General features: G+C 47.1%; 16 protein-coding genes. 7 read left to right on the top strand and 9 right to left on the bottom strand.

The features are described 5' to 3' along the window. The first annotated feature begins 213 nt into the window (after positions 1-213). Both ABDB91_RS18405 and ABDB91_RS18400 read left to right on the top strand, forming a co-directional pair. Positions 214-771, top strand: coding sequence for a sigma-70 family RNA polymerase sigma factor (locus ABDB91_RS18405; RefSeq protein ID WP_347489176.1), 558 nt, complete (start codon positions 214-216; stop codon positions 769-771). Beyond that, positions 761-1,846, top strand: a complete 1,086-nt coding sequence (locus tag ABDB91_RS18400) for a DUF4179 domain-containing protein (RefSeq protein ID WP_347489174.1) — start codon at positions 761-763, stop codon at positions 1,844-1,846. The genes ABDB91_RS18405 and ABDB91_RS18400 overlap by 11 nt, the downstream gene beginning before the upstream one ends. A gap of 379 nt (positions 1,847-2,225) precedes the next feature. Here ABDB91_RS18400 and ABDB91_RS18395 read toward each other — a convergent pair whose 3' ends face one another. The 7 genes from ABDB91_RS18395 to vanR all read right to left on the bottom strand — a co-directional run bounded on the left by ABDB91_RS18395 (position 2,226) and on the right by vanR (position 8,799). Further along, on the bottom strand, positions 2,226-2,540 hold the full coding sequence (locus tag ABDB91_RS18395; protein ID WP_347489173.1) for a type II toxin-antitoxin system RelE/ParE family toxin: 315 nt from the start codon (positions 2,538-2,540) through the stop codon (positions 2,226-2,228). Continuing rightward, on the bottom strand, positions 2,527-2,838 hold the full coding sequence (locus ABDB91_RS18390) for a type II toxin-antitoxin system prevent-host-death family antitoxin (protein WP_347489172.1): 312 nt from the start codon (positions 2,836-2,838) through the stop codon (positions 2,527-2,529). Before ABDB91_RS18390 ends, ABDB91_RS18395 begins: the two co-directional genes overlap by 14 nt. A 37-nt stretch (positions 2,839-2,875) precedes the next feature. Further along, positions 2,876-5,008: a serine racemase VanT catalytic subunit gene (gene vanT / locus ABDB91_RS18385; protein WP_347489171.1), complete on the bottom strand. Its 2,133-nt coding sequence runs from the start codon at positions 5,006-5,008 to the stop codon at positions 2,876-2,878. Next, the gene (locus ABDB91_RS18380; RefSeq protein WP_347489169.1) at positions 4,995-5,768 is read right to left on the bottom strand and encodes a M15 family metallopeptidase; all 774 of its coding nucleotides are present in this window, start codon (positions 5,766-5,768) and stop codon (positions 4,995-4,997) included. The genes vanT and ABDB91_RS18380 overlap by 14 nt, the downstream gene beginning before the upstream one ends. Beyond that, a complete protein-coding gene (vanG, locus tag ABDB91_RS18375; protein ID WP_347489168.1) occupies positions 5,765-6,814 on the bottom strand; it encodes a D-alanine--D-serine ligase VanG in 1,050 nt (349 codons plus the stop codon). The genes ABDB91_RS18380 and vanG overlap by 4 nt, the downstream gene beginning before the upstream one ends. 157 nt (positions 6,815-6,971) lie before the next feature. Further along, the gene (gene vanS / locus ABDB91_RS18370) at positions 6,972-7,904 is read right to left on the bottom strand and encodes a vancomycin resistance histidine kinase VanS (protein ID WP_347491661.1); all 933 of its coding nucleotides are present in this window, start codon (positions 7,902-7,904) and stop codon (positions 6,972-6,974) included. Between the two features lie 190 nt (positions 7,905-8,094). Then, entirely contained in the window at positions 8,095-8,799 is a 705-nt protein-coding gene (gene vanR / locus ABDB91_RS18365; RefSeq protein WP_347491660.1) for a VanR-ABDEGLN family response regulator transcription factor, read from the bottom strand. Positions 8,800-9,124: 325 nt separating this feature from the next. On the opposite strand from vanR, the gene ABDB91_RS18360 reads away from it, so the two are divergent. The 4 genes from ABDB91_RS18360 to ABDB91_RS18345 all read left to right on the top strand — a co-directional run bounded on the left by ABDB91_RS18360 (position 9,125) and on the right by ABDB91_RS18345 (position 13,467). After that, on the top strand, positions 9,125-9,709 hold the full coding sequence (locus ABDB91_RS18360) for a 4Fe-4S dicluster domain-containing protein (RefSeq protein ID WP_347489167.1): 585 nt from the start codon (positions 9,125-9,127) through the stop codon (positions 9,707-9,709). Beyond that, complete coding sequence (locus tag ABDB91_RS18355; RefSeq protein WP_347489165.1) at positions 9,706-10,563, top strand: CoB--CoM heterodisulfide reductase iron-sulfur subunit B family protein; 858 nt, start codon at positions 9,706-9,708, stop codon at positions 10,561-10,563. Before ABDB91_RS18360 ends, ABDB91_RS18355 begins: the two co-directional genes overlap by 4 nt. 49 nt (positions 10,564-10,612) lie before the next feature. Then, the gene (locus ABDB91_RS18350; RefSeq protein ID WP_347489163.1) at positions 10,613-12,592 is read left to right on the top strand and encodes a CoB--CoM heterodisulfide reductase iron-sulfur subunit A family protein; all 1,980 of its coding nucleotides are present in this window, start codon (positions 10,613-10,615) and stop codon (positions 12,590-12,592) included. A gap of 278 nt (positions 12,593-12,870) precedes the next feature. After that, positions 12,871-13,467 (top strand): hypothetical protein, encoded by a 597-nt coding sequence (locus tag ABDB91_RS18345; RefSeq protein ID WP_347489162.1) that lies wholly within the window; start codon positions 12,871-12,873, stop codon positions 13,465-13,467. Positions 13,468-13,552: 85 nt separating this feature from the next. On the opposite strand, the gene ABDB91_RS18340 is transcribed toward ABDB91_RS18345, so the two are convergent. After that, complete coding sequence (locus tag ABDB91_RS18340; protein WP_347489160.1) at positions 13,553-14,074, bottom strand: carboxymuconolactone decarboxylase family protein; 522 nt, start codon at positions 14,072-14,074, stop codon at positions 13,553-13,555. A 394-nt stretch (positions 14,075-14,468) separates the two neighbouring features. On the opposite strand from ABDB91_RS18340, the gene ABDB91_RS18335 reads away from it, so the two are divergent. Continuing rightward, a complete protein-coding gene (locus ABDB91_RS18335) occupies positions 14,469-14,981 on the top strand; it encodes a transposase (protein WP_347489159.1) in 513 nt (170 codons plus the stop codon). A gap of 130 nt (positions 14,982-15,111) precedes the next feature. Here the strand turns inward: ABDB91_RS18335 and ABDB91_RS18330 are convergent, their stop codons facing one another. Continuing rightward, on the bottom strand, positions 15,112-18,183 hold the full coding sequence (locus ABDB91_RS18330) for a beta-ketoacyl synthase N-terminal-like domain-containing protein (RefSeq protein WP_347489157.1): 3,072 nt from the start codon (positions 18,181-18,183) through the stop codon (positions 15,112-15,114). Positions 18,184-18,310 lie beyond the last annotated feature (127 nt).

Here is an 18,310-nt window from a genome sequence, read left to right as displayed (position 1 = left end):
ATGGATTTTAATTAAAATCATTATAAAGATACATTGGGATAACGCAGTCCGGATATTTGTATACGACGTCCGGTACATGAGGCCGCCAATACTCGTACTTCTTTGGATACCTGGCTTATACGATCAAAAATAAAAATTTCCCAAAACAAGTGAAACCTTTCTCCCCTTATTGCGTATTGATAGATGACGCGTCCGATGTGAAAGGAAGAAAAAATGGCTGATAACGTTATCATTCAGAAAATAAAAGCCGGGGAAGAACAAGGGTTGACCATGCTGATGGAACGCTATGGCAGTTATGTTGCGGCTATCGTTTGCAACCTTTCCCATGAGGCGCTCAGGGTGGAGGATGTTGAGGAAATCGCGGCGGATGTCTTCCTGGCGGTATGGAACAGCGGTGCGAAGCTCCGGGAAAATTGTACGCTGAGACCCTACCTGGCCCAGATTGCGCGCAACACTACCTTGAGCCGCCTGCGCCAAAACAAGCCGGCACTTATTCCGCTGGAAGAAGATGCGCTGATGCTTAGCGGAACGGGTGGCCCGGATGAGTTGACGGTGAAGCGTGAAAAGGCGGAAATAATCAACGAGGCTGTTGGGCAGTTCAGCGAACCTGATCGCGAAATTTTTATCCGGTTTTACTTTTTCGGCCAACCGGTACAGGCGATTGCGCGGAAACTTGCTGTAAATCCGTCCACTGTTAAAACCAAGCTCCACAGGTGTCGAAAGAAAATAAAATTAATGTTGGAAGGAAGGGGCTACGGCTGTGAGAGTTAGAATAAGCGAGTTGTGTTCCCGCCTGGACGGCAGTTTCTATGAAAACATGGAGATTGAAAATACTACCGGCTTATGTCCTTCCCAGCAAAGAATTGCGCAGATCGCCCGCGCCAAATTGCGGGAGCAGGTTGAACAGGAGTCGGGCCCGGCAGGCGGTCCCGGCGAAAAAGATCAAGAAAAGAGGATGGGTATGAAAAAAAACAGCAGGGTTATTCTGATTGCCGTTGTCTTATGCTTGTTCAGCGCAACGGCGCTGGCCGCTTCAGGCGGTTGGGAATTCTTTAAACCTATATTTGGTTCCAGTGTGCAAAACGTTCAAGACGATGTCTGGTCGCCTCTGCTTGCGGACGCCGATCAAACCTATAAAATGACAGTGGAAAGCATGCTTTCGGACGGCTACAAAACCAATATCGTGGTATCGCTGGAAAATTTAACGGGCCAAGCGCTAAATTTGCAAGCCATTGAAGTTTCGAGGCTTTTTATACCGGAAGCCGAGGATGATGCCGGAAGTTTTGACGCCTATTCCTGCGAGGAATTGCCTGAATTCGCCGGGAAAGCGAAAAAATACTATTACCTCACGGTAAGCAGCCTGAGAGACTGTACGGACGCACCCTTGACGATTTCCCTGGCGGAAACAGTCGCCCCGCTGAAAGTGAAAGTAAAAATCAACGGCTCCCTGGCGGCCAAGGAAATCAAGATTGACGCCAAGCCTGAGCAGGAGCAAAACTATTGTCCGGAAACGGTACAGCTTTCTCCGCTCGGCGTTCTGGTAACCGGCAGGGAAAAACAGGCGACAGGCGGGTTGCCCACGGTCCCGGTAGATTTGCTGATGAAGGACGGTTCTAGCGAGGAACTACTGTCTGAGATGTCGTTTGACGATGGAGAGGAAACCGTGACCGGCGGCGGTGGCGCGGTTATCGTCGACGAGGGACAGGAACCGCCGCTGGTCATTCAAACCATGGGCGAGCGCAATCCGGACGGCAAAGTAGTGACAACCGGCTATTTTTCCAGGATATTAAATCTCAACGAGGTCCGGGCAATCAGGGTGGACGGAACGGAATACCGACTGGATTAAGGGCGAGGGCTAATCCCGGGCTGTGCTTGCAAACGTCCATTTTTTGCTGAAGCAGACGGGAGATAAAAGGCAAGCAATTCGGTTGCTGCGGTGGATGTTGCCGTGCCATTGCGCCGCCGACAACGGGGAACAGGATAAGACCCTGCCCCGTTGTCGGCGGCTCCATTCTACGGCAAAACCGGCTCCGCTGTATGGGCGGTAATCATTGGCTTTTGCGGTGGCTCTGCCCCCGCACCCCCCGACCTCTTCCAAAGGACAGGCGAAAGGCGTTGTCAATGGGACTGTGGAATAGCGGACAGAGCGAAGCGGCGGGGCATATGCCGCAAAATTGTGTTGAATTTATATGTGAAAGTGTTATTGAGCAACAAGCCTAAAGAAGCTATAAGATATTTTGCCACTCTCTGCGGTTATGGAGGATACGCAGAACGTGTACTTCGCACTTTGCTTCATTACCAATATAGAATGCGATATAGTTTTCAACCAATAGCTTGCGGACTCCCATTGCGGCATACGGTTGATCCTGAACAACGCTGTGCCGCAACGGCATTTGACTCAGCGCCAGAATCTGCTCCTTGATTGATGTATAAATTTGCCTGGCAGCCACAGGTTCTTTCAGCGTGTCCGTTATATAACGGAGAATACCTTGCGCATCCCTCTGAGCGGAGGATTCGATAATAACCTTATACTCTGTCAAAGCCGAATTCCCTCTCAATTTCAGCAAATACTTCCTCTGCCGGACGGCCTGTTCCCTTCTTCATGGATGCCAGACCTTCTTCAAGCAGGCGGTACAGTTCATACTTTCCACTTAAACGCTCATACTCCGCATTTGACAAGATCACCAGATCACCTGTACCATTCTTGGTGATAAACACCGGCTCATTGTATTTGTTGCAGAACTCTGAGATTTCATTGTATTTATTGCGTAAGTCTGAACTTGGCCTGATAGTCGCTATAACCCCACCTCCATCCGGATTATACTCATATTTTATCAAGATATTGATACGTTGTCAAAATGAATACATATGCCATCTAAACCATCTGTCTTTCCAGCCGCTGTCCCAAACGGCTGAGTATTTCATTCGAGATTGTCCCTGTCTGTTCCGCAAGATCACAGGCGGTTATTTTCGCCTCTCCGGACTGTCCGATGATGACAGCGGCATCTCCGGCTTGCACATCCGGAATGTCGGATATATCCGCCAGCATTTGGTCCATACAGATGCGGCCGACAATCGGCGCTTTGCAGCCGTGAATCAAAACATTCCCCATGCCGTGGGACAATGAACGCGGGATGCCGTCGCCATATCCGATAGTCACAACCGCTACTCTTGTGTCCCGCGGGGCGACGAACTGCAGCCCGTAACCGGCGGCTTCTCCCTGAAACAAATCTTTTACTAAGGCGATGCGCGCTTTTACGGATAAGACCGGTTCCAGCGAAACGCCGCTGCGCTCCGTGTCGGCACGGGTACTGAGCGTTCCGTAAAGCGCGATCCCGATCCGCGCATAATTTTCCGCCAGTTCCGGATAGTTCAAAAGGCCATAGCTGCTGACGATATGCTTTTTCGGGCATGGCAATCCGCGCTGACGAAGCCCGGCAATCACGTCGTAGAAAGCTTTGGCCTGGGCATTTGTAAACGCTGTGCTTGCGGGAGAGGATTCATCGGCTGCGCACAGGTGAGTAAAAATGCCCTCAATTTTCAGGTTCCGACACTGAAAGATCCCGCTGATTTCATCTATCTTTTCGCTGCGCTCTCCCAGTCGGCGCATTCCCGTGTCAATTTTGACATGAACCGGAATGCTTTTTCCATATCTGTCGAGGACTTTTGCGTAGGAAAAATCAAGCACGCTCTGCGTCAGGTGATAGCGGCGCAAAAGAGGAAAACCCCCCGGATGGGTATAGCCCAGGATCAAAATAACCCCTGTGACGCCGTTCTGGCGAAGCTCAGCCCCTTCTCGGACCGTGGCGACGCAAAAGGCTTTCACGCCCAGCCTGTTCAGCTCTCGCGAGATCAAAACCGCCCCATGTCCATAGGCATTCGTTTTAACGGCGGGCATCAACTCACATCCGTCCGGAAGCAGGGCGCGGAGGGCCTCCAGGTTATGAAGCAGCGCGGCGCGGTCAAGCTCAATCCAGGCCCGCCCTTTGCGAAACGCTTTTTGCTTTCTGGATATGGGCAGTTTGGCTGCCAGTATGGCAAACAGGACGGACAGCACGGATACCGCAAGATAATGAATCAGGCTGTTCCGCACCAGCACATCCGCAAGGCCGGCTGCTTTTGCCGCTCCCCGCACGGCCACGATAAAAAAGGGATGGATGAGATAAATCCAGGTTGCAATAACCCGCAAAGATGGCCTCGGCTTCCGGTTCCACGACAGGACGAGCTGATACAGGAAATACATGCACGGCAGCAGGGCAAGGTACATGCTGTCATGGCGCTGCCAGCCAAGATCGCGCAGGACGAAGCCCTCGGCGGACACCAACGCCATAGAGAGGACAAAGCCAACCGCGCTTATCTTCAACCCGTAAAGCCGCGCCGGACTTCCAAACCATGCTCCCATGGCCAGAAAAACAGGAGCGTAAAACAGTCCGTTGCGGGTATAGGAAAACACATGGAATACGGCGTCATAGATCGTGGACAGTACCGGCACGCCGGAAACCGCGCCGAAATAGCTATCTCCCAGCAGGCCGATGCCGTACAGCAGCAGGGTAACACCCAAAACGGCTTTGAACGGCAGCTTCCGGCCAAGCAGGTACACAATCAAAACGCCCAGGATAGCGGCCGGCAGGTACCACAGATGATAGAACGTACCGTCAAATACGACCATGCGGAGAACGCCCGCCGCGTCAAGGCCCTTGAACTGGCCCGCGTAAAGATTGACCGGCAGATAGATCGCCATTGCCACAGCATATAAAAGCGCGGCTTTTTTGAGGAAGCGCAGCAACGGGCGGGTATCGCCGCTCTTGGCAAACAGATATGGCGGCAGGATAAAAAATCCCGACACCATCAGGAAAAACGGCACGGCGATCCGGGCGGCGACCCGGGTCAGGAAAAAGTCCGCATTTGCGCTGAACATAGTCAGGGGCGAGGTATGGATGCAGATCACCAGCAGGGCGGCGATGATCTTAAACGCATCCAGCCCACCGTACTGCTTATCTTTTGTCATCGTCATTTCTCCACTCGGTCAGGACAAAACCGTCTATGTTGTTGCCGGATAGCGAGTATGGAACGTCGGCGTCTATCTCGAGTTCAGTATCCGCTCCCACCGTGGCCTTTACGTAGGAAACCGCAATATTCCGATGTCCGTTGCGATAGTTAAAGCATTCCTTCCCGCAGGGATATTGCTTCAGGAAAATATGGTATTCCTCCAGCGTAAGGCCCAGCTCCGCCATGATTGCGGCGTGAGGCGCCCCGACGTATCGGAAATGCCAGGGTTCCTGCGCAATTCCCGTGACAGTTTCCTTCCCTTGCGGATAGCGTTCGATGAAGCCATAAGGCAGAGCTTTTTCCCGGAAGGTCTGGCAGATGCCGCAATAGGGAAAGTCCGGACGGATGAAGTCAATATCCGGTTTCTTCAGCCCCAGGTCGATGGCCAGGCCGGTCTGATGCTCGCTGTGGCCCGGTCTCGCCACAAACTGCTCTGTGAAGGCCGCCCCGTTCTCCCGCAGAGACCGGCTATAAATCTCCTGCTGTTCCCGCTTGGAACGCCAGCCGCTCACCGCGCTGATCTGTGTCCAGCCGTCCAAGTCATTCATGAGTCTGGAAAGTAAAACGGCGGTCCTGCGTTCCAGCAGCACCTTGTTGCTGTCTGCATTGACCGGGATAAGGGAGCATCCGGCAATTCCCTCCTGATAGGGGTACTTTCCATTGACTAAAATCAAGCTGCCCGCGTAAACGGCCTTTTGTGGGATGACAAGTGTTTTCATGCGCCTGCCGCCAATTCGATCACGCTGGAAATGAGCTGTTCAAAGGAAATTCCGGCTGATTTTAACATGTTGGGATACCGGCTGTGGGATGTGAAACCGGGAATGGTGTTGACTTCATTGAAAATGATCTTCCCGGCGGCGTTCAGAAACATATCCACACGCGCAAAACCGCGGCATCCCAGCGCCTGATAGATAGTTTTGGCAGTCAGTTTGATTTCCTCCGCTTTTTCCTTGGGGATGCGCGCCGGAACATGAATGGCCGCAGTTTTCAGCGTATACTTTTCCGTGAAATTGAAGAACCCGTCCGCAAGTTCAATTTCATCAATTTCTCCAACCGTCAGCACCTTGTTGCCCAGCACGGCGCAGCCAACTTCAAATCCCGTAATGCTTTCCTCAATGATCACCTCATCATCGTATTCAAATGCCGATTTGATAGCGGCGGGAAGTTCATGCCGGTCAAACACTTTGGTAATGCCATACGAAGAACCGGCCCTGACCGGCTTTACGAACAGCGGATAACCGAGGCTTGCAGCCTGTCCCGGAGCGATGGGGGCATCCATGCTCTTTTGCAGTACGAAAGCATTGGGAACCCGCACACCGGCGGCGCGGGCCAGCTTATGCGCCCGGTCTTTGTCCATGCAGAGCGCCGAGGCCAGTGTGCCGCAGCCGACCAGCGGGATTCCGGCCAGCTCAAACAAGCCCTGCACCGTGCCGTCCTCCCCGTTTTTCCCATGCAGGATAGGAAAAGCGGCGTCAACGGGGATGGATTCAATCCTGTCGGAGTGAAACACCTGTAGGGTATGGGCACTCCGGTTTGGAGACAGTGCCGCGGGCAGGCAGTCGGAGGGATTGCACCAGGTATCCGCCGCAATTTTCTCAATGTCCCCGTCAAACCGGTACCAGTCTCCTTTAGATGAAATCCCGATCAGCACGGGCGTATATTTACTTGTGTCAACATGCTTGATGACAGAATAGGCGGACTGAAGCGATACGCCGTACTCCGGAGAGCAGCCGCCAAACAGGATGGCGATATTTAATCTTTTCATCTTATGTTCACCCTTTCTCGATAACTTCCGTCCCGGCGGGGAGCGGATAGCCGGTTTTACAAAAGAAAATCCCCGCTCGGTACCTTTAGCGTACCAAAGCGGGGACAACCGTGTTTTTAATTATGATGAAGATAAGCTTAAGTTTAAATTGCGAAAATCATACGATTTTCTGACGATCCGTTTTCCTGCAATCCATAGGAAGCACTGCGATAAAGGTAATCTGTTCATTGGCGCTTGCGGCGGTAATGGTACCTCCGTGCAGCTCGACAAGTTCCTTGGCTATGGCAAGGCCAAGCCCGGCTCCGCCGGTGGAGCTGGAGCGGGAGGTGTCAAGCCTGAAAAACTGCTCAAAGATTCGATCCAGTTTTTCAGGAGAAATAGTTTTGCCGTGGTTCTCAACGCGCAGCTTTACATGATCTCCGCCGGACGGTTCCATGGCGACAAAAATCTCTGTTTCCGGATAGCTGTAGTTTATGGCGTTGCGCAGAAGGTTGTCAAATACACGCTCCAGTTTATCCGGATCGCATACTATCCGGATATTCGGAGCTAAATGCACATTCCAGCGCAGGTTTTTCTCCGCCAGTACGGGGTTAAATTCAAACGTGATTTGTTCCAACATCCGGGTAAAATTAACCGACTCCGGCTCCAATGTCAGATGGGTAAGATTGAAACGGGTGATGTCAAAAAATTCGTTGATGAGCGTTTCAAGGCGTTCCGCCTTATCAAGTGCAATACCGGTGTACTTGGCCCGCAGCTCCTGTGAAATCTGCGGCTCATCCCGAAGCAAAGTCAGATATCCGATTACGCTGGTCAGCGGTGTTTTCAAGTCGTGCGCAAGGTAGACGACCAGATCGTTTTTTCTTTGTTCAGCCTCTTTCGCGGCCATGGCATTGTGCAGCGCTTGTTCCCGTACCAGATTCAGTTCGTCCTGCACGTTCTTCATGGCCTCCGACAGAACAATCGGCGTATTGTCAGGCTGTGCCAGTTGTGCGGAAGCTTCGACGACTTCATCCAGATAGCGAAGAGGTTTCTGAAAAAAGCGGTAGGTAATGATGGTCCAGCCCGCAAATACGATAATACCGTCGAACACGATTATATATTCCGCATAGAATTGTGCGAGGATATAAACCCAATCGGTTGTCTGAAACACGAAGCTGGAATATATGTTATACGCTATTATAAAGAGAAGGGCCAGGGCCGCTGCAAATCCTGCCAGTGCGGCGGTATATTGAATCAAGATTCGTCTCGAAAGCTTGCTGCGCCTCGCTCGCTTCAATGAATCATTGCTCAATTTTATACCCAACTCCCCACACTGTTTTTATAAACTTCGGTTTCCGGCCCGGTTCATGCATTTTTTCACGGAGCCGCGCGATATGGGTCATGACCGTGTTGTTATTATCCAGATATTTTTCTCCCCACACGGCCTCAAACAATTCCTCGGATGAAACCACGTTTCCGCAATGCTCGCACAGGTGCCAGAGAATGCTGAATTCTATAGGCGTCAGGGTAAGCGCTGTGCCATTCAGCGTACACTCATGACTGTCACGGCAGATGTGAAGTCCCTTGATATCATATTCATTTTTTATCGCGGGCATTGTGTCGGAGATATTATAACGGGTATAGCGCCGCAACTGCGTTTTGACACGTGCGACCAGCTCCAGCGGATTAAACGGCTTGGTGATATAATCGTCGGCGCCTAGTGTCAAGCCTGTGATTTTGTCTATGTCTTCCACCTTCGCGGTCAACATGATGATGGGGAACAAATGCTCTTCGCGGATTTTCTGACAGAGCGTAAAGCCGTTCATATCCGGCAGCATGACGTCCAGAACGGCAAGGCTCGGAGGCTCGTGTTTAACGCAGGCCAGCGCGTCCCCGGCGTTATAAAACTTAAATACCGTATAGTTTTCGTTTTTAAGATAAACCTCAACAAGATCGGCGATTTCCCGTTCGTCGTCAACAATTAATATTTTATCATTCTCAGCCATTGTTTCCTCCTGCATCCCCATTTCAACGACGGGTTTTTCCTTAACCGGGAGTAGGGCATCTATAATAATTTGCATCTAATATTCCCCATTGCTTATCCCCGCCGGCGCGATAATAACGTTAAATTATTAAAATGTAAAGCACATGTCTTTATTTAGGAGTCTTGACAATCAGATGAAATGTAATTATATTTATTGTTGTATTAAATTATACTATGATGCCGGCTATAAAGAAACAAAAATTACTTATTTTAAGCGGATTAATTAATTAACTATAGCGAAATTACATACAAATCTCAGCGTAATTTCGTATAAGGAGTCTTGTAAAATGAGTTTAGCAATTGATTTATCGGCCAGCCTACACGACAACTCCGGTTTTATTGATTATGTAAGTAAAGAAAGCGGACAGCCGGTCGAACAATGCTACCAATGCGGCAAATGCACAGCCGGGTGCCCGGTTGCTTTTGCTATGGATTTTCCGCCCCACCGCGTGATTCGTTTGGTTCAATTAGGGCTGCAGGAGCAGGTGCTAAGCAGCCAGGCTATCTGGATTTGTGCCGGTTGCTCCACCTGCACCTCAAGGTGTCCCCGCAATGTTGACCTGGCCCGGGTTATGGATTGCCTGCGCGGCTTGGCCAAGCGCAATGGTGTCAAAACACAGGGACGGGCAAAGGATGTGTCCACATTTTACGATTGTTTTTTAAATACTGTTAAGGGTAACGGTAAACTTTATGAGCTGGGCATGATGCTTAAATATAATTTAAAAACCCGACATATTTTTCAGAATTCTTCTACCGGTTTGGCTATGTTCAGCCGCAATAAAATCAAGTTATTACCGGCTAGAAATAAGAGTCACCGCGATATAGAATTGATTTTCCGGCGGGTACGGGAATTGGAGGAGAATGACAAATGAAATACGCTTATTTCCCGGGGTGCAGCGAACATTCCAGCGGTAAAGAATACGACCTATCAAGCAGGGCGCTTTGCCGTGCGCTGGACGTGGAATTGGTGGAAATACCCGACTGGAGCTGTTGCGGCTCAACACCCGGACACAGTACCAGCCATTTGTTGGGGGTGGCCCTGGCGGCCCGCAATTTAGCCATCATCGAGGGAATGGGGCTGGATTGCACCACTCCCTGCGCAGCCTGCTATCAGCGGCTGGCTATGGCCAACGTGGAAATGCAAACTAATCCGGAACTTTGTGAAAAGGTTAACTGGGCCACGGGCAAACCCTACCACGGCGGTATTCGGGTCAAGTCGATGCTGGAAGTTATTTGCGAATTGGACCCGGCGCTGATCGCTGCCAAGACGGTCAGGTCGCTGCGGAATTTAAAAGTAGCCGTCTACTATGGCTGCTTGATGGTTAGACCCAAAGAAATACAAGTCGATGACCCCGAAAACCCCATGCTTATGGACGACCTGCTGCAGGTCGTTGGCGCCCGGACTGTGAATTGGAACAGTAAAACCGAATGTTGCGGGGCCTCCCTGGCTATATCCAATGAGGACGTAGTTCTAAAACTAACTCAAAAAATATTTGCCGATGCCGCCCAGGCCGGGGCTGATTGTATTGCCGCAGCCTGCCCCCTTTGCCATTTTAATTTGGATATGCGCCAGAAAAAAGTCAACCAGGTTTTCGGTACCGATTACCGGCTGCCGGTACTTTATTTTACCCAGCTAGTCGGATTGGCCGTGGGGCTTAAACCTTCTGCTTTAGGCTTTAATACTCATTTTGTGGATACTAAACAGGTGTTAAAACTGGTTGGATAGTTGATTTTTAAATAACTTGCGTAAATATTTTCATATTGGAGCGATGCATATGCGGATTGGAGTATTTATTTGCTGGTGCGGTTCAAACATAGGCGGAGTTGTGGATGTGCCTCGGGTGGCTGCCCAGGCCGCCCATTTTCCCTATGTTGCGCACAGTGTGGATTATAAATATACCTGTTCCGAACCGGGACAGAATATGATTGTAAATGCTATTAAAGAACATAATTTGGACCGGGTGGTAGTGGCATCTTGCTCACCTCGCTTGCATGAGCTTACTTTCCGCAATACCATCGCTCGGGCGGGGTTAAACCCCTATTTGCTTGAGATGGTCAATATTCGCGAGCAGTGCTCCTGGGTACATGCCAAGGAGCCTGAGAAGGCTACCGCCAAGGCCATTGACCTGGTCAGAATGGCCGTTGCCAAAGCGGCCCGCCTGGAGCCGCTTTTTGAGGACGCTATTCCTGTAACCAAAAAAGCGTTGGTGATAGGCGGTGGTATTGCCGGCATTCAGGCGGCCCTGGACATAGCGGATGCCGGGCATAAAGTTGTGCTTGTAGAAAGGGAGCCGACTATAGGCGGTAAAATGGTCATGTTGGACAAAACTTTTCCCACTTTAGACTGCTCGGCATGTATTAGCACGCCCAAGATGGTGGCGGTGGCGCAGCATCCCAATATCGAACTTTTAACTTATTCCGAAGTTACTGAAGTGAGTGGTTATATCGGCAACTTCACCGTGACTGTGAAACAAAAGGCCCGCTATGTTGATCATACCAAGTGTACCGGCTGCGGCACTTGCTGGGAAAAATGCCCTAAAAAAGTGCCCAGCGAATTCAACCAATATATGAGCGAGCGCAAAGCCATATATATTCCGTTTCCCCAGGCTGTTCCCAATAAGCCCTGCATAGACGCCGATAACTGTCGTCTCTTAAACGGACAAAAATGTGGTGTTTGCGCCAAGGTATGCGCGGCCCAGGCAATTAATTACGAGGACCGGGATGAGTACCGGCAGGTGGAAGTAGGCGCCATTGTCATGGCTACCGGCTATGACCTCTTTGACTGGGCCAAAGCGTACGGTGAATACGGTTACGGAAAATTAGACAATGTAATTACCAGCCTGCAGTTCGAACGCCTGGTCAACGCTTCCGGGCCGACCGACGGTAAAATAGTGCGGCCTTCCGACGGTAAAGAGCCCCAAAACGTAGTGTTTATCAAATGTGTGGGTTCCCGGGATGAGGCCAAGGGCAAGGCTTATTGTTCCAGGGCCTGCTGCATGTATACCGCCAAGCATGCTCATCAAGTGATGGAGAAAATACCGGGGTCCCGGGTGTTTGTTTTTTATATGGATGTGCGGGCGCCGGGCAAGGCTTACGAGGAATTTTACCAGCGTACTGTTAATGAAGGGGCCCGCTATATCCGGGGGCGGGTATCCAAGATATCCCGGAAGGGCGACAAGCTGCTGGTCAAGGGTGCGGATACTTTGTTGGGCGCCCAGGTGGAGATTGAGGCGGACCTGGTTGTTTTAGCCACGGCGATGGTGCCGTCCCGGTATTCCCGGGAGCTTGCCAGAACTGTCGGTTTTACCACGGACCAGGACGGGTTTTACCAGGAAGCACACCCCAAACTTCGCCCGGTGGAGACCAACACGGGGGGGATCTTTTTAGCCGGAGTCTGCCAGGGACCCAAAGATATTCCCGACACCGTATCCCAGGCCGGCGCGGCCGCGATGAAGGTCTGCACTTTGCTTAATAAACAGCAAATTGCCACCAATCCCATGATTGCGCAGGTAAATGAATCCTTATGCCAGGGCTGCCTTTTGTGCCGGGATGTTTGTCCGTTTAACGCCATTGAGATAAAGGAAGTTACTGATAGAGCCGGCGGTCGGACAAAACAAGTCGCCCGGGTAAACAGCGGTTTATGCCAGGGCTGCGGCAGCTGCACCGCTTCATGCCGCTCGGGAGCAATTGATTTAAAAGGTTTCTCCAATGAACAAGTACAGTCGGCCATAAAAACATTTCTGGCTCACAATTAACCGGTCGGGTCGGGTAGGGTCGATTCTTTCCCGTCAATTTGCCCGATGTGTTTATTGGCTTCGCTGTTCATCCCAGCGAAGCGGGCTGCTGTCTTCCGACGGTGAGATAATGAATATTGTTGAAAGTTACCGGCATTTCCGGCAGCAAAGGCGAAAAAAGGCTGTTGCGCAACGAACCGGCAGTTCATTGCGCAACAGCCTTTCTTTGGGGCGAATTACGATAGACTTTAATGGCTATAATATTTGCATAATTTCAGTTATCGTGGAGGAATGCCAAAATGAGAATCATTGACCTTAAAGATAGATTTACAAGAATATTGCTTGCCGGAGCATTGGCCTCCTTAATCTTATTAGGTCTTAATTTGTTCTCTTATTATGCGCTTAATTTTTCTGAGCGTCGTTTTATAAATTATGCATCTTTAATGATTTTGGGAAGAAAGGAAAGCAACTTGGCTGAAACTATACTTAGTTCCGTTGCTCAAATTGGCTTTGCAACAGGTATATTTTTAATCTTCAGCTACTTTTTACTTAAAAAAAATAATAAAAATTACATAATAAGAGGATTATTCATAGGCTTTGGAAGTTGGTTTGCAATTATGTCATTGGCTTATATTATCGGGCTTCACAAAGTATTGCCCATGGCTTTTGGTTCCGCTTTATCCTATATGATCACTTCTTCGATTTGGGGAATTGCCGGGGCTTCGGTTTTGCAAACACTGGATCAAAGATACGGCGATAAGATAAAAACTCAGCCGGAAGTTAAAAAGCTAAAGATCTCTCGGAGAATTAAGTTGTTTTTATCCCTCGGACCTTCTTATAAATTAATACCTAAAAAACCAATCAGACCTAAAAAGATTGAACTAAAAAAGACTTGACTGCCTCTCTCGCTGACGAAAAGATATGTTATACCTTGGGGAGGACGTGTTTGAACTGCCCGGGCCGGAGTTTGTCCGGGCACCGTTATTTTTCTATTTCCACCTCGGTATTTTCTAAAATTCTGGCCACCAGATTATAAAAACCGATGGTCATGGTCAGCTCGACCAGTTCCCGGCGGCTGAGGGTTTTAGCAAGCTCATTAAAGGTTTGGTCGGTGGACTTGACGTTCAGAGTCACTTCATCCGTGTATTGAAGAACTGCTTTTTCCAGATCGTTAAAAACCGGGTTGTCCAATTTATTTCTTACCGCAGTGATTTGTTCATCAGGCACCCCTGCCTGTCTGGCTATAATTTCATGCTGGTACCACTCGTAATGTGAGCGGCAAAGAGCGGCCACCCGTAGGATGGTTAATTCCCTGAGCCTGGCGTCCAGCTTGGCCTGGGTAAGTAAGGAATTGCCCAGTCTCATAAAGTGCCGGGCGCTTTTTTCGGCATGCGCCACCATCCGATTAATATTTAAGCCGCTGAGCTCTGATTTTCCCCCCGTTACCATGTCGCGCGTTTTTTCCGGCATTTTTTCCAAAGAAAGCACAGGTAATCTTGACATTATTATCCACCTCTTGTCGTTATTCTAACCTGACTAGCCTGGCGTAAGTCTCCCACTTCTATATAAGTGGGAGACTTACGCCAATTAAGTCATACATTTGCAGTTCTAAAATTCAGGGGGAGTTGAACCTCCCACTGAGTTTCAGAACTTGCTTTAATGCGCAAAAATGTCGCTTGAATAAATTATATAGGTTAAACTAGTATTATCCAACAATTTTTATCGTCTATGTTCCGGGGGCCGGAAACAATCCGGGCATGGCGGGTAAAAGACAAGCGCCGGCTATGATTTGCGGTAATATAATAGAAAAACTTACGGATCAGCTACACGTGACCCAAACAATTATAGACCAAAGCAGAAAGGCAACTGCTAAAGAAAAAATCAAGGACCGCATTGTGTGGGTGTTTTCGATACAGATGCTCGCCCGATTCGTCGGGGCAAGGCTAAGGTAACCACAGAGTTTGGCCACAAAGTTCTAATTCAAGAAGTAGAAAACAAAATTATCAGTAATTATGCTGTATACCAAGGCAATCCCAGCGACGATACACTCCTTGAAGATGATGTTGACAAACACGAGCAGACTTTGGGGCAAACACCCAAAGAAGTGGCTACAGACCGTGGCTTCGGTAGCAAAGCCAATGAACAGATGCTAAAGGATAAAGGCGTTAAAAGAATTAGCTTACCTTACAAGAGCAAGAAAAGTGCTGTCAGAAAAGCTCACGAAAAGCAACCTTGGTTTAAACGACTTCAGCGCTGGCGTGCGGGCGGTGAGACTACTATAAGTGTCCTTAAACGCAAGTACGGACTAGGCCGAAGTCTGTTTAGGGGTACGTCTGGCACAAAATGCTGGGTTGGGAACTCAATATTTGCATATAACCTGACCAAATTAGCCAGGTTGAGCATGGTGTAGACCTAAAATATCAGTAGGGTAAAACTATCTGTATTGGTCGAGGTCTAAAATTAATACGGTTCTTTGAAAATCCCCGTTTTTCAGGGGAAACTATTTAGGTGTCTATGATAATTATTCTGACACAGGGGGGTTAAAACAATTGCATATAACATTCTTTTACTACGTTTGCTAATTCTTTAACATTTTCGCTATCGCTAAACATTGTATAATGATTGCCTGGTGTATCAAAAATTTTTACGTTACCGTCAAAATATTTTTCCCACTCCTGCTTTTGGTATAATTTAATCTGTAAAGTATTGAGAATAAACTCATCTTCATTTTCGATGCTACGAAAAATGACACAATCCATAGGAAGTTTTACATTAAATTGATGCTGTTTTAATAATTTATGACTATAAACCCAGCGATCAAAAAAACCTATCATTTCTTCATCACTTAAGGATAAACCCAACTTTTTATTGTTTTTTAAACTAAGCATTAATTCATCCTGTAACGTTCCTTTTTGGTATCCTTCTGCAATATAATTAGCATCAAGTTGAAGATAGTTTGCCAGCATAACAAAAAAAACTTTATTATAATTGATTATTTGATTTTGATAGGAGTTGTAAGCAATCGGAGGATGAGAATCAAAAAGCAGGACATGATCAATAACGATTCCTTTATTTTGGTTTTGGATTTGTAATGCTACTTCACAAGCCATATTTCCACCGAAAGAATAACCACCGATAATTACGCGTCCTACACTTTGGATATTTAAAATACCAGCTGCATAAAGCTTTGCTAACGATTCCATCGTTGGATAATTGCTATGATTTTGCGGCAAGTCAATACAATATAAATTAAATTCCACCTGTGTATCAAGATATTTATGCAAAAGTTTGTAACAATGCGTTGTGCCACCAGCAGGATGGATCAAAAAAATATTTTGGGCTGAAGGACCATTATCTCTGATTTTAGAGATAAACGTGTAATTATTAGAAATAGCAATTCTATTAGATAAATAGCCGGCCAATTTTCTAGGAGTATTGAAATTGATAACATTTTCAATACTTAACTTTGTCGAAATTCTGTTATTTATCTTATCTAAAACAGCAATTAATAAGAGGGAATCTCCGCCTAACTCGTAAAAATCATCATCGACTTCAACTTCCTCAAGCCCAATAACACCTTTCCAGATTTCTAAAATCATTTCCACATAAGCGTCTTCATCGCGACTGGTTAAATGCTCTATCTGAGCAACATTCTTTGCTTTCTCATAAACATCAATCCAAAACCTTTTTTTCTTATATGGGTATTTTGTAATAGCAAGGTGTTCCCAACCTAGATCTTTATAAAGCACCTTAAAATCAATTTGGCTTATACATTGAACTTGTCCTATAAAATTTAGAAATTCGGTCAAAGCCGTTTCTATACCTACTGGTATAGAGGAAAAAAATTCATCATAACAACTCATTGCTAGAAAAGATTCATCATTGTCAGCTAAATCCCATAGTTGCTGATCAAGTCTTTTGACAAAAGTTAAATCCTCTGCATCAAGCATACAAATTGATTTTAAAAAACGGATCCACGCCAAGTGCCTACTAAAATACTCCTGTTGTTTATCGATAGACACATTGTCAATTCCAGCAGTTTTGCAAAGCTCTTCATATTTAGGAAACAAATACTGAAACGACCGGTAATCTTCTAAACCAAAAACAGGAAGACTGGGACGGTATCTGCTTGACCGAATATAATCTTTGCCCATCAATTTGGCGCTCAATTCTTCTTTATTTCTGAACAATAGGTAAACATTATTTTTAAACTTTCTTTTACCAATCGACATAGAATAAACAATATCTCCTAAGTGATGATTAAGATTAGCAATAAGTTGTTTGGTGATGGGTTCTAAGTCACTTTCTCTGAAATAAGAGATCGGGATCATATACATGTCATGCTGGCTTTTGGGGCGTTGTTTTTTTTCATATTTAGATACGATTACATGTGCATTGGTACCACCCAACCCAAAGGAACTGACGCCGATATGGGTAAGTAATTTTTTTTTATTTGTTACGGGAAAATAAAAAGGGACTTTTGATGTGATTTCTTTGTTCAAACTTTTAAAGTTAATGTTTGCAGGAATGATACCAGCCTGCAACATACATATTGCTTTAATGGTGGAAGTCAATCCTGAAGCGACATCTAAATGACCAATGTTTGCTTTAATACTGCCTATAGGTATCTTCTTATCGACATTGCTATATACTTTGTATAAGGCTTTGATTTCGATCGGATCTCCCAATTTTGTACCGGTACCGTGCGCTTCGATATAATCGATTTTGCTTTTATCGATTTTGCTATAGGCAATGCATTCATCGATCACGGCTGCTTGTCCTTCAACACTCGGGGCTGTAAAACCGATTTTAGCAGAACCATCATTATTAACGGCCGTGCTACTGATAACTGCATAAATACGATCCTGATCTTTTTCGGCTTCCGCCAATCTTTTAAGCATTACTACTGAACATCCATTCCCCTTGATCGTACCGTTTGCTTCATCATCAAAGGGCCTACATATGCCGTCTTTTGAAAGAATACCGCCTTCTTTATAATAATACCCTTGCTCTTGGGGAATTAATATAGAGACAGCACCTACAAGCGCCGCATCGCATTCATAATTAAGAATACTTTGGTATGCACAGTGTAGTGCAACGAGTGAGCTTGAGCAAGCAGATTGTACAGTGTATGCTGGTCCACACAAGTTTAACTTATAAGCAATCCTGGTTGCTGTAAAATCTTTATCATTGCTAATCAAAACATTATAATTGATCTCGTTACTATTGTACTTTTTTTGAGAAAGAATATTGTGCAATAAATATGTGCTCAAGCTGGCAGAGGCGAAGACACCGATACATTGTTTTTTGCTTATATCGGCATAGCCGGCATTTTCCAATGTTTCAAAACAACACTCCAACAGTATTCTTTGTTGCGGGTCTGTAATCTGTGCTTCGTATGGTGTAAAATGAAAAAACTCGTTATCGAAGTATTCCAAATAATCTATTTTTGCATACCGGTTTATATATAGTGCTGCTAGATTGTCTCTCCTATATTCTCCCCAAACATGAAAATCTGTTCCATCTAGTAGCTTTTGCCACATTATCCCGATATCTTCAGCATTACTGTAACGTCCTGCCAAACCAATGACGGCAATTTTTGTATCATCCATATGATTATTCTCCTATCTAAGCATTCTGCATAATCCATACGCCAATATAATCGAGGGCTTCAAGTACACAAAAAAGGACTTCACCCCTTGTTTTGCCGAATATTGCAAGTAACCACCTAATAACAAA

It is taken from the genome of Desulfoscipio sp. XC116 (genome assembly GCF_039851975.1).
Classification (GTDB): domain Bacteria; phylum Bacillota; class Desulfotomaculia; order Desulfotomaculales; family Desulfallaceae; genus Sporotomaculum.
The sequence above is the reverse complement of the archived record's forward strand: the minus strand, read 5'-3'. Positions and strand labels throughout refer to the sequence as shown.

Excerpts from the sequence above, each read along its gene's own strand:
- ABDB91_RS18405 (WP_347489176.1), top strand. The coding sequence starts at position 214 with ATGGCTGATAACGTTATCATTCAGAAAATAAAAGCCGGGGAAGAACAA.
- vanT (WP_347489171.1), bottom strand. The coding sequence starts at position 5,008 with ATGACAAAAGATAAGCAGTACGGTGGGCTGGATGCGTTTAAGATCATC.
- ABDB91_RS18380 (WP_347489169.1), bottom strand. The coding sequence starts at position 5,768 with ATGAAAACACTTGTCATCCCACAAAAGGCCGTTTACGCGGGCAGCTTG.
- vanG (WP_347489168.1), bottom strand. The coding sequence starts at position 6,814 with ATGAAAAGATTAAATATCGCCATCCTGTTTGGCGGCTGCTCTCCGGAG.
- vanR (WP_347491660.1), bottom strand. The coding sequence starts at position 8,799 with ATGGCTGAGAATGATAAAATATTAATTGTTGACGACGAACGGGAAATC.
- ABDB91_RS18360 (WP_347489167.1), top strand. The coding sequence starts at position 9,125 with ATGAGTTTAGCAATTGATTTATCGGCCAGCCTACACGACAACTCCGGT.
- ABDB91_RS18355 (WP_347489165.1), top strand. The coding sequence starts at position 9,706 with ATGAAATACGCTTATTTCCCGGGGTGCAGCGAACATTCCAGCGGTAAA.
- ABDB91_RS18350 (WP_347489163.1), top strand. The coding sequence starts at position 10,613 with ATGCGGATTGGAGTATTTATTTGCTGGTGCGGTTCAAACATAGGCGGA.
- ABDB91_RS18345 (WP_347489162.1), top strand. The coding sequence starts at position 12,871 with ATGAGAATCATTGACCTTAAAGATAGATTTACAAGAATATTGCTTGCC.
- ABDB91_RS18340 (WP_347489160.1), bottom strand. The coding sequence starts at position 14,074 with ATGTCAAGATTACCTGTGCTTTCTTTGGAAAAAATGCCGGAAAAAACG.
- ABDB91_RS18330 (WP_347489157.1), bottom strand. The coding sequence starts at position 18,183 with ATGGATGATACAAAAATTGCCGTCATTGGTTTGGCAGGACGTTACAGT.